The organism is Nocardioides marmoraquaticus (assembly GCF_054777915.1).
Window position 1 is genome coordinate 132,629 of sequence record NZ_BAAHAA010000001.1, and the last position, 10,815, is coordinate 143,443.

General features: G+C 74.9%; 11 protein-coding genes. 6 read left to right on the forward strand and 5 right to left on the reverse strand.

What is annotated here, in order from left to right:
* Positions 1-9 precede the first annotated feature (9 nt).
* Positions 10-1,590: a helicase HerA-like domain-containing protein gene (locus ACYU8I_RS00695; protein ID WP_460836383.1), complete on the reverse strand. Its 1,581-nt coding sequence runs from the start codon at positions 1,588-1,590 to the stop codon at positions 10-12.
* Positions 1,591-1,633: 43 nt separating this feature from the next.
* On the opposite strand from ACYU8I_RS00695, the gene ACYU8I_RS00700 reads away from it, so the two are divergent.
* Together ACYU8I_RS00700 and ACYU8I_RS00705 are read left to right on the forward strand one after the other, a co-directional pair.
* Positions 1,634-1,930: a type II toxin-antitoxin system VapB family antitoxin gene (locus ACYU8I_RS00700; protein ID WP_460836384.1), complete on the forward strand. Its 297-nt coding sequence runs from the start codon at positions 1,634-1,636 to the stop codon at positions 1,928-1,930.
* Positions 1,930-2,448 (forward strand): LytR C-terminal domain-containing protein, encoded by a 519-nt coding sequence (locus tag ACYU8I_RS00705; RefSeq protein ID WP_460836386.1) that lies wholly within the window; start codon positions 1,930-1,932, stop codon positions 2,446-2,448. The genes ACYU8I_RS00700 and ACYU8I_RS00705 overlap by 1 nt, the downstream gene beginning before the upstream one ends.
* A gap of 13 nt (positions 2,449-2,461) precedes the next feature.
* Here ACYU8I_RS00705 and ACYU8I_RS00710 read toward each other — a convergent pair whose 3' ends face one another.
* Positions 2,462-3,958 (reverse strand): potassium/proton antiporter, encoded by a 1,497-nt coding sequence (locus ACYU8I_RS00710; protein ID WP_460836387.1) that lies wholly within the window; start codon positions 3,956-3,958, stop codon positions 2,462-2,464.
* Between the two features lie 160 nt (positions 3,959-4,118).
* Between ACYU8I_RS00710 and ACYU8I_RS00715 the strand changes: the two genes are divergently transcribed.
* The gene (locus tag ACYU8I_RS00715) at positions 4,119-5,396 is read left to right on the forward strand and encodes a GNAT family N-acetyltransferase (RefSeq protein ID WP_460836389.1); all 1,278 of its coding nucleotides are present in this window, start codon (positions 4,119-4,121) and stop codon (positions 5,394-5,396) included.
* 12 nt (positions 5,397-5,408) lie between these two features.
* Here ACYU8I_RS00715 and rpmG read toward each other — a convergent pair whose 3' ends face one another.
* Positions 5,409-5,573, reverse strand: coding sequence for a 50S ribosomal protein L33 (gene rpmG, locus ACYU8I_RS00720; protein ID WP_460836390.1), 165 nt, complete (start codon positions 5,571-5,573; stop codon positions 5,409-5,411).
* 59 nt (positions 5,574-5,632) lie between these two features.
* On the opposite strand from rpmG, the gene ACYU8I_RS00725 reads away from it, so the two are divergent.
* Positions 5,633-6,700, forward strand: coding sequence for a GTP-binding protein (locus tag ACYU8I_RS00725; protein ID WP_460836392.1), 1,068 nt, complete (start codon positions 5,633-5,635; stop codon positions 6,698-6,700).
* Positions 6,701-6,704: 4 nt separating this feature from the next.
* Here the strand turns inward: ACYU8I_RS00725 and ACYU8I_RS00730 are convergent, their stop codons facing one another.
* Positions 6,705-7,136 carry a hypothetical protein gene (locus ACYU8I_RS00730; protein WP_460836393.1) on the reverse strand — a complete coding sequence of 144 codons (432 nt, stop codon included), beginning with the start codon at positions 7,134-7,136 and terminating at the stop codon, positions 6,705-6,707.
* A 56-nt stretch (positions 7,137-7,192) separates the two neighbouring features.
* Between ACYU8I_RS00730 and ACYU8I_RS00735 the strand changes: the two genes are divergently transcribed.
* Entirely contained in the window at positions 7,193-8,365 is a 1,173-nt protein-coding gene (locus ACYU8I_RS00735) for a pyridoxal phosphate-dependent aminotransferase (protein ID WP_460836394.1), read from the forward strand.
* A 195-nt stretch (positions 8,366-8,560) separates the two neighbouring features.
* The gene (locus ACYU8I_RS00740) at positions 8,561-9,997 is read left to right on the forward strand and encodes an alkaline phosphatase PhoX (RefSeq protein ID WP_460836395.1); all 1,437 of its coding nucleotides are present in this window, start codon (positions 8,561-8,563) and stop codon (positions 9,995-9,997) included.
* A gap of 58 nt (positions 9,998-10,055) precedes the next feature.
* Here ACYU8I_RS00740 and ACYU8I_RS00745 read toward each other — a convergent pair whose 3' ends face one another.
* Positions 10,056-10,808 (reverse strand): enoyl-CoA hydratase family protein, encoded by a 753-nt coding sequence (locus ACYU8I_RS00745; protein WP_460836397.1) that lies wholly within the window; start codon positions 10,806-10,808, stop codon positions 10,056-10,058.
* Positions 10,809-10,815: the final 7 nt, after the last annotated feature.

Genomic DNA, 10,815 nt, shown 5'->3' on the forward strand with positions numbered 1-10,815 from the left:
AAAAGCGGGTCAGCGGCGCCCCGTCCGGAACATCCCCCGCGCGATCTCGCGGACGGCGGTGCGGGCGAGGCTCTTGAACAGCGGGGAGCCGACGACGTCGTCGACGGTGCCGCGCGGCCGGGACGTCGTACGCCGCGACGGCCGGCGGGAGCCGCGCGTGGCCTGCTCGCCCTCGCGACGCAGCCGGTCCTCGACGGTGTCGGCGGGCGCGGGCTGCTCGGCGGCCGCCTTCTCGGCCCCCCGCTCGAGCCGACCGGCGAGGATCTCGCGGGCCGACTCGCGGTCGACGGGCTCGGCGTACTTGTCGTGCAGCGGGGAGGCGGTGACGGCCGCCTGCATCTGCTCGGGCGGCACGGGGCCCATCAGCGACTCGGGCGCGCGCAGCCGGGTCCAGGCGACGGGGGTGGGGGCGCCGCGCTCGTCCATCACGGTCACCACCGCCTCGCCGATGCCGAGGCCGAGGAAGACCCGGCCGAGGTCGTCGTAGGCGGGGAAGGGGTAGGTCTCGACGGTCTGCTTCAGCGCCTTGGCGTCCTTCGGCGTGGCCGCGCGGAGCTGGTGCTGGATGCGGGAGCCGAGCTGGGCGAGCACCTCGTCGGGCACGTCGGTCGGCTGCTGGGTCACGAAGAAGACGCCGACCCCCTTCGACCTGATCAGCCGCACCGTCTGGGCGACCTGGTCGAGGAACGCCTCGGAGGCGTCGTCGAAGAGCAGGTGGGCCTCGTCGAAGAAGAAGACGAGCCGGGGCTTGTCGACGTCGCCGACCTCGGGCAGGTCGTGGAAGAGGTCGGCCAGCAGCCACATCAGGAAGGTCGAGAAGACGAGCGGCCGGTCGGCGAGCTGCGGCAGCTCGACGAGCGAGATCACGCCGCGGCCGTCGTCGGCGAGCCGCAGCAGGTCGCCGGTCTCGAGCTCGGGCTCGCCGAAGAAGGCGTCGGCCCCCTGGTCGGAGAAGGCGATCAGCTCGCGCAGGATGACGCCCGCGGTGGCCGGCGACAGCCCGCCGAGCTGCTTGAGCTCGGCCTTGCCCTCGTCGGAGACCAGGTGCTTGACGACCTCGCGGAGGTCGGCGAGGTCGAGCAGCGGCAGCCCGGCCTGGTCGGCGTAGTGGAAGACGAGGCCCAGCGACGACTCCTGGGTGTCGTTGAGCCCGAGCACCTTGGCCAGCAGGGTCGGGCCGAACGCGCTCATCGTGACGCGCAGCGGCACGCCGGTGCCGACGCCGCCGATGGCGAGGTAGTCGACGGGGAACCCGCGGGCCTGCCACTGCTGCCCGACCGAGGCGGTGCGGGCGAGCAGCTTCTCGCCCCCCTCGCCCGGGGCCGCGAGCCCCGACAGGTCGCCCTTGACGTCGGCGGCGAAGACCGGGACGCCGGCGGTCGAGAGCTGCTCGGCCAGCAGCTGCAGGGTCTTGGTCTTGCCGGTGCCGGTCGCGCCGGCCACCAGCCCGTGGCGGTTGAGCATCGCCAGGGGCACCCGGATGGGCACGTCGGTGACCGTCTGCGCGTCGGTCATCAGCGCCCCCAGCTCGATGACGGGGCCCTCGAAGACGTAGCCCGGGGCGATCGTCCCGACGATGCTCTCGCTCATGGCGAGACCATAGGCGTCTCGCGCGTCTCCCTATAGTGACCGCGTGATCTTCAAGCGCGTGGGCGAGGGACGGCCCTACCCTGCGCACGGTCTCGAGCCCCGCGACTGGGCGCAGCTGCCGCCCCAGCAGGTGCGTCTCGACCAGCTGGTGACCACCAAGGACACCCTCCAGCTGGCGGCGCTGCTCGACGAGGACTCCACCTTCTTCGGCGATCTCTTCGCCCACGTCGTGCAGTGGCACGACGAGCTCTACCTCGAGGACGGCCTGCACCGCGCGCTGCGCGCGGCGCTCCAGCAGCGTCACGTGCTCCACGCACGGGTGCACGTGGTGGCGGCCTGATGCGGCGCCGCACGGTGGTCTCGGGGGCCACGCTGACGGTGCTGCTCGTGGTGCTGGCGGGCATGGCGTTCTACGGCTACCGCGCTGCCACGGCACCCTTCGGGGCGTCGTCGTCGAACGGCGAGGAGTGCTCCGAGGACGAGCGCCAGGTGCAGCGGTTCATCGGGCGCGGCGACGTGCAGGTCACCGTGCTCAACGCCGGCACCACCTCGGGCCTCGCGGGGCGCACGATCGACCGCTTCGAGGCGCTCGGGTTCGTCCCCGGCGAGGTCGGCAACGCCCCGCCGCGGGTCGACGTCCGCCGTGCGCTCGTCCGCACCACGCAGCCCGACGACACCGCGGCGCGGCTCGTGGCCCGCACCCTCGGGCAGGGCACGCGGATCGAGGTCACCTCGCAGGACCTCGGCCCCGGGGTCGACGTCGTCGTCGGCAACCGGCTCGGCGACCGCTTCGGCCGGAGCGCCCCCGAGCGGCTGCGACTGGCCGAGCCGATCGAGCAGTGCATCCAGGTCGACTGACCGGCGCGACGCGCTAGGTCGGCGGTCGGGTGCCGAGCCACTGGGCGAGGCGACCGCCGAGCGAGACCGCACGCAGCCGCTGGGCCGTCTCCTCGCGCACCTGCCGGGCCGTCACCACGAGCAGGTCGTCGCCCTGCCGCAGCACGGTGCGACCGTCGGGCACGATCGTCCGTCCGTCGCGCACCACGAGCGACACCGACGCCCCCGGCGGCAGCCGCAGCTCGGCGACCTCGACGCCGTGCAGCCGCGACGCCGGGGAGATCGTCACCTGGAGCAGGTCGGCGGCGATCCGCTCGAGGGGTGCGGCCTCGACCTCGAGGTCGCGCGGCTCGCTGCGGCGTACGACGCGCAGCACCCGAGCCGCCCACGGCAGCGTCGTGGCGGTGACGAGGGTGTCGAGCACGACCACCACGAAGACGATGTCGAAGAGCCGCTCGGCCCCGGGCACCCCCTGCGCCAAGGGGATCGTGGTGAAGACGATCGGCACCGCCCCGCGCAGCCCCGCCCACGCGAGGAACAGGCCCTCGCGCGGCGGCAGCGGCTGCACCACCGACGAGGCCAGCACCGACACGGGCCGCGCCACGAGCGACAGCACCACCCCCACGACGACGGCGAGCGCGACCGTCTCGAGGCTGATGCGTCCCGGCGAGGCGAGCAGGCCGAGCATGACGAACAGCCCGATCTGCGCGAGCCACGCCAGGCCCTCGGCGAACGACCGGGTCGCCGCCCGGTGAGGCAGCTCGGCGTTGCCGAGCACCAGCGCGGCGACGTAGACGGCGGCGAAGCCCGAGGCGTGCGCCGTCGCGGTCGCGGCGTACGCGAGGGCGCACAGCGACAGGATCGCGAGCGGGTACAGCCCGGAGGCGGGAAGTGCGGACCGGCGCAGCACCCAGGCGCCCAGCCAGCCGACGGCGGCGCCCGCCAGCACGCCCACGCCGAGCTGGTAGACGAAGTCGACGGCGAACCCCAGCGCCCCGTGGCCGCCCGCGCTGACCAGCGTCACCAGCACGATGGTCGGCGCGTCGTTGAAGCCCGACTCCGCCTCCAGCGCACCGGTGATGCGCCGGGGCAGCGGCACCCGACGCAGCACCGAGAAGACCGCGGCGGCGTCGGTCGGCGACAGCACGGCGCCGAGCAGCACCGCCAGCTGCCAGTCGAGCCCGAGCACGAGGTGCGCGAAGAGCGCCAGGACGAGCACGCTCGTCGCCACCCCGAGCGTGGCCAGGGCGACCCCGATGCGCAGCACCGGCCGGATCTCCTGCCACGGCGTCGTCAGCCCGCCCTCGGCCAGGATCAGCACGAGCGCCGCGAAGCCGAGCGCGAGCGCGACCTCGGCCGCCTCGAACTCCACCCCCAGCCCCGACTCGCCCAGCAGCAGGCCGATGCCGAGGTAGACGAGCAGGCTGGGGAGCCCGGCCCGCACGCTGAGCCGCACCGCCAGGATGCAGAGCAGGAGCACCCCGGAGCCCACCAGCAGCAGCCGGTCGAGGTCGTGGACGTCGAAGGTCACGGGCGCGGCACCTCGGCGGTCGTCGGGAGACGAAGTCTAGGGCGTGGCGGGGTCGCCGCGACCAGCGCGGGCGCGCTGCTGCGCTGCTGGGACCGCGGGCCGACAGGTCACCGTCGAAACCCGCTGGCGACCACCCCCCGGGGTGCGCTGGGATGGGCGCATGGCCGCCCACGACCTCACCCTGCCGCCGGCGCCGCACCTGACGGAGCCGACCCTCGCGGACGTCGACCCCGACGACCTCGACGCCTGGATCCGGGCCGTGGGGCGCGGCTTCCAGGAGACGACCTCCGACGAGCAGCTCGCGATCGACCGGGCGGTGATCGAGCCCGACCGGGCGTTCGGGTTCCGCGTCGGCGAGCGCTGGGTGGCCACCTTCGCGGCCCTGACCCGCGACCTGCGGCTGCCGGGCGGGGCCGAGGTGTCGCACGCCGCCGTCACCACCGTCACCGTGCACACCCCCTACCGGCGGCGCGGGCTGCTGAGCCGGATGATGCGCCGCCAGCTCGACGACTGCGTGCGCCGCGGCGAGCCCGTGGCCACCCTGTGGGCCTCGGAGGCCGTCATCTACGGCCGCTTCGGCTTCGCGCCGGCGATCCCGCGGCGCGGGCTGCAGGGACGCACCCGCGACCTCGGCTTCCTGCCCGACGTCCGCACCAGCGGCTCGGTCGCCGAGCTCGACCGCGAGCAGTACGAGGCGGTCGCGCGCCGGCTGCACCCCGTCCTGGCCGCCGAGCGGCCCGGCACGATGTCGCGCGCCGCCGACAACGGCTGGGCGATCGACACCTACGACGCCGAGGACGCCCGGGCCGGCGCCGACCACCTCCGGTTCGTCGTGCACTACGACGACGCGGGCGAGCCCGACGGGTTCGCGTCGTACCGCTTCAAGGACGACCACGACGCCGCCGGGCTGCCCGACGGCGAGGTGCGCGTCGTCGGCCTGTGGGCGGAGGGCGCGGCGTACGCCTCGCTGTGGCGCTACCTGTGCGACATCGACCTCGCGCGCCGGTTCCGGTGGCGCAACGCGGCCGCCGACGAGCCGCTGCGGCTCATGGTCGGCGACCACGACGCGGTGCGCACCGAGGTGCTCGACGGCATCTACCTCCGCGTCGTCGACGTGCCCGCCGCGCTGCGGCTGCGGGCGTACGCCGCCCCCGTCGACGTCGTCGTCGAGGTCAGCGACGCCGTGCTGCCCGACAACGCCGGACGCTGGCGGCTGCGCACCGACGGCCCGGCGGCGTCGACCACGGTCGAGCGCACCGACGACCCGGCCGACCTCGGGCTCGACGTGCTCGCGCTGGGGGCGGCGTACCTCGCCGGCACCTCGCTGGTCGACCTGCACCGCGCCGGCCGCGTCGCCGAGCACACGCCGGGCGCCGTCGCCGCCGCCTCCGCCGCGCTGTCGTGGCACCGCGCCCCCTGGGGACCCGACTCCTTCTGAGCGGCGTGAGGATCAGCGCTCCTCGCGGAACTCCACGTGGCGACGCACGACCGGGTCGTACTTGCGCACCACGAGCCGGTCGGGGTCGTTGCGGCTGTTCTTGCGGGTGACGTAGGTGTGGCCGGTGCCGGCGGTGGAGCGGAGCTTCACGACCGGGCGGACGTCGTTGCGTGACATGGGGACCTCTCCTCAGGCAGGATGACAATGATTGTCATCATAGGAACGAGAGGACCCCCGTGCGCATTCCCGTCGTCCTGGTCACCGGCGTCGACCCCGAGGCGATGGCCTCCACGATGGTCGGGCTGCAGTTCGACCTGCCGGACGCTGTCGCCGTCCAGCACCACATCGATGTCGGGAGCAGCACGCTGCGCCGCGTCGTCAGCGACCTCGACGGCGTCGTCGAGGTCGAGGAGATCGACCTCGAGCACGCGTGCGTGAGCTGCGCCCTGCGCCAGGACGTGCTGCCCACGCTGGAGCGGCTGGCGGCCTCCGGCCGGTGGCGCAGCATCGTGGCCCACCTCCCCGTCGGCGCCGAGGCCCGGCAGGTCTGCCACGTCCTGGCCCACGACACCGTCCTCGCGCGGCGGCTGCGCGTCGCCGCGGTCGTCGCCGTCGCGGGCGCCTCGGTCGAGGCCGACCTGCTCGGCGACGACCTGCTCGCCGAGCGCGGGCTGCACAGCTCCGACGACGACCGCCGCGGCGTCGGCGAGGTCGAGGCCGCCCAGGTCGAGCACGCGGACCTCGTCGTCGTGCACGGCGACGCCGGGCCCGCGGGCACCGAGCTGCTGCAGGCGCTCGCCCGCCCCGGCGTCGAGGTCGCGGCCGGGGTCGCCCGGGTCGACGGCGCCACCCTGGTGCGCGGGCTGCACCAGCACGACCGCACGCTCGACTGGGTGGCCCCCGTGCGTCGTACGCCGCTGCCCCGCGCGCGGTTCGAGCACGTCTGGCGCCTCGACCTCGTCTCGGCCCTGCCCTTCCACCCCGACCGGCTGCTGGCCGACCTCGCCGCGGTCGGCGGCGGCCCGCACCGCTCGCGCGGGTGCTTCTGGCTGCCGACCCGGCCCGGCCGCGTCTGCACCTGGGACGGCTGCGGCGGCCAGCTCAGCATCGGCGACACCGAGGCCTGGGGGCGCCGTACGCCGCAGACCCGCGTGGTGGTCGTCGGCCTGGGCGACCCGCCGTACGCCCTGGCCGACGCGTTCCGCTCGATGCTGCTGCGCCCCGACGAGCTGCGGCTGTCGTGGTCGACGCCCGTCGACGGCCTCGAGCCCTGGCTCGGCCCGCTGCCCGAGCGCGCCGGCTGAGCCGTCAGCGAGCGGCTCGGCCCCGCACCAGCGCGGCGGCGGGTCGGGCAACCGCGGCGACGCCCCAGGCCAGCGCGACCACGGTGCGCGGCCGCCGTACGCCGCGCCGCTCCAGCGCCGCGACCGCCCACTCCTCGAGCCGCTTGCCGCCGACGACGGCGGCGGGCAGGGCGAGCACCGAGGCGGCCACCGCGGCCGGGCCTACGGCGGTGGCGGCGTCGCCGAGGTGGGCTCCGGTGTCGTCGGAGGCGTGCTCCCACGCGGGGCGCCGCGACTCGCGCGTGGCCCAGAGGGCGGCCGCGCTCGCGGCTGCCACCCCGGCGCGCGCCAGGCGCTGCCCGGTGCGACCGGAGACGTAGTCGGGCACCGCCGTCCAGGCCGCGGTCGTGGCGGCCATCGCCAGCAGCTCGAGCGGACGGTCCGGTGCGTCGGTCACCGGGACAACCTAGGCGCACCCCGGTGACGACCGCCGCCGCTGCCTAGGCTGGAGCGGTGAGCACCGACGCCGTGTCCCGGATGCAGGTCGCCCGTCGCGCCGACGTGCCGCCGTTCTTCGTCATGGACCTGCTCGCCGCCGCCCAGCGGCGACAGCAGACCCACGGCGACCTCGTCGACTGCGTGGCCGGCCAGCCGTCGACGCCCGCCCCCCGGGCGGTGCGCGAGGAGGCCAAGCGGCTGCTCGACGAGGACCGGCTCGGCTACACCGTCGCCACGGGGGTGCCCAAGCTGCGCGCCGCCGTCGCCGAGCACCACCGTCGCGCGAGCGGCATCGACGTCGGCCCCGACGACGTGGTCGGCACGACCGGGTCGAGCGGCGGCTTCCTGCTGGCCTTCCTCGCCTCCTTCGAGCCCGGCGACCGCGTGGTCATGGCCCGCCCCGGCTACCCCTGCTACCGCAACGTGCTGGCCGCGCTCGGGGTCGAGGTGGTGGAGGTCGACTGCGGGCCCGAGACCCGGTTCCAGCCGACCGTCGAGGTGCTCGAGCAGGTGGAGGGCCCGGTGCACGGGCTGGTGGTCGCCTCCCCGGCCAACCCGACCGGCACGATGCTGCCGCCCGACGAGCTGGCCCGGCTCGCCCGCTGGTGCGAGGAGCACGGCGTGCGACTGGTCAGCGACGAGATCTACCACGGCATCACCTACGGCCAGCCGACCTCCAGCGCCTGGCAGACCTCGCGCACGGGGATCGTCTTCGGCTCGTTCAGCAAGTACTTCTCCATGACCGGCTGGCGGCTCGGCTGGATGCTGGTGCCGGAGGACCTCCGCCGTCCTGTCGAGGTGCTCACCGGCAACTTCACGATCTGCCCACCGGTGCTCTCGCAGCGCGCCGCGGTCGCCGCCTTCACCCCGGAGTCCTACGCCGAGCTCGACGGCCACGTCGCCCGCTACGCCGCCAACCGCGCGCTGCTCCTCGACCGCCTGCCGGCGATGGGGATCGACCGGCTGGCCCCCGCCGACGGCGCGTTCTACGTCTACGCCGACGTCGGCCACCTCACCGACGACTCCCACGGCTGGTGCCACCGGCTGCTCGACGAGACCGGCGTCGCGACCGCGCCCGGCATCGACTTCGACACGCGGCGCGGCCGCGACTTCGTGCGCCTCTCCTTCGCCGGCTCCCACGACTCCCTCGTCGAGGGCCTCGACCGGCTCGAGGCCTGGTTGGGGTGACCGGGCGGTCCCCGATGCGTGCACCAGCCCTCGGCCACCATCCGGTCGTGGCGGCGAGCGTCACGGGGCTGGGCGGCACGGTCGCCGTGCCAGGCGCACGAGTCGGCCTCGGGGACGATCCGCAGGTCCGGGGGGCGTAGACGCCTGTCGGGGGCAGTGACTAGCGTCACAGGCCTACTCGGAGGAGACACACCCATGACCGACGCCCCCACCCACGACGCGTCCCGCGCGGCCGCCCTCAGCCGTCGCGCCATGCTGCTCGGCACCGGCTCGGCCGGCCTGGCCATCGGCCTGTCGGGACGCGCCGACGCCCTCTACACGGCGATGCCCGCCGCCGGACGTCGTGGCCCCACCAAGGGCTACGGCCCGCTCGTGCGCGACCCCCGCGGCATCCTCGACCTGCCGCGCGGCTTCTCCTACCGCATCCTGTCGCGCGAGGGCCGGCCGATGCGCTCGGGCGGCGGCCCCGTGCCCAGCAACCACGACGGCATGGGCAGCTTCGAGAACAAGCGGGGCGGCGGCTTCCGGCTGGTGCGCAACCACGAGGTCTACCCCGACGCGGAGTTCCGCGTGCCGACGGCCGGGCTGAGGACGACCTACGACCCGGGCGCCGGCGGCGGCACCACCAACCTCGCGCTGAGGAGCGACCTGACGGTGCGCGAGGAGTACGTCAGCCTCGGCGGCACGGCCATCAACTGCTCCGGCGGCATCACCCCGTGGGGCACGTGGCTGACCTGCGAGGAGACCGAGGACCGCACCGGCACCAACGGCTACACCAAGGACCACGGCTGGATCTTCGAGGTCGACCCCTACGACAACCGGCGCAACGCCGACCCGGTGCCGCTGACCGACATGGGCCGCTTCATGCACGAGGCGGTCGCGATCGACCCGCGCACGGGCATCGCCTACGAGACCGAGGACGCCTTCTCGGGAGCCCCGCTCGGCAGCTACTACCGCTTCCTGCCCCGCAAGCCCAGGGGCGGCTACGGGTCGCTGCGCGCCGGTGGCACGCTGCAGGCGCTCCACGTCCCGGGGCTGGAGGACCTCAGCACCGTCCGCACGGCCGGCACGACGTTCCGCGGCATCCGGTGGCTCGACGTGCCCGACCCGACGGCGGCGACCGACCCGACGCGCGCCCAGGACTACCCCAAGCCGATCACCCGCGGGCAGAAGCTCGAGGGCGCGTGGTGGGGGGCGGCCGACGCCTCCGCCTACTTCGTGTCGAGCTTCGCCCGCCCGAAGGACGGCTCGGCCGACAGCCACGACGGCCAGGTGTGGCGCTACGACACCCGGCGCAACACCCTGACGCTGGAGCTGATCTTCGTCGGCACCGACGCCGACGACGTCTACGAGTGCCCCGACAACATCTGCGTCTCGCCGTACGGCGGCCTGATGATCTGCGAGGACTCCGACGGCGAGAACTACATGCTCGGCACCACCGCCAGGGGCGAGCCGTTCGTCTTCGCCCGCAACCGGCAGACGACCACGCCGGGCAACACCGGCGAGCTGTCGGGCGTCTCGTTCTCACCCGACGGCCGGGTGATGTTCTTCAACGTCTACGACCCCGGCACCACCTTCGCCGTCACCGGCCCCTGGCGCCGCCGCGGCGGACGCCGCCGCGGGAGGCGCTGACCCGCTCGTCGCACCGCCCCACCCGCGCCCGTCGGGTGGGGCGGTGGCGCGTCCGGGACTACCCCCGCGACCGGCGCTCCAGGAACGCCGTCATCGCCTCCCGGGCGCCGTCGGAGGCGAACAGCCGCGCGCTGAGGTCGCTCATCTCGGCGGCCTGCTCGTCGATGCGGGCCAGCAGCGGCCGGGCGAGCAGCGCCTTGGTCTCGGCGAGCCCCTGCGGGTGCGCCTGGGCGAGGTCGTCGCAGGTCCGCGTCACCTCGGCGTCGAGGTCGGCAGCGGGGACGGCGCGGGTGACCAGGCCCATCGCCACCGCCTCGTCGGCACCGAAGGTGCGGCCGGTCAGGAAGGTGTCGTACGCCGCGCGGCTGGTCAGCCGCGGCAGCACGGTGAGGCTGATGACCGCGGGCGCCAGGCCGAGCCGGCTCTCGGTGAAGGCGAAGGTCACGTCGTCGCCGCACACCACCACGTCGGCGGCCGCGACGATGCCGAGACCCCCGGCCCGCACCGGCCCCCCGAGCCGTACGACGACCGGCTTGCGGTGGGCGACGATGCGCCGCTGCAGCTCGACCAGCGCGGTGGTGCCCTCGGCCATCCCCCCGGCGCCGGCCTCCTTGAGGTCGGCGCCCGAGCAGAACACCCGGTCGGCGCTGCGCAGCACCACCACCTTGGCCGCCTCGCCGTCGGCTCGCTCGAGGGCGTCGAGCAGCTGGGTCACCAGCGCCCGCGACAGGGCGTTGCGGTTGTGCGGCGAGTCGAGGGTGACGGTCACGACGTCGCCCTCGGCGGCGTACCTGACGAGCTCGTCGGTCATCAGGCTG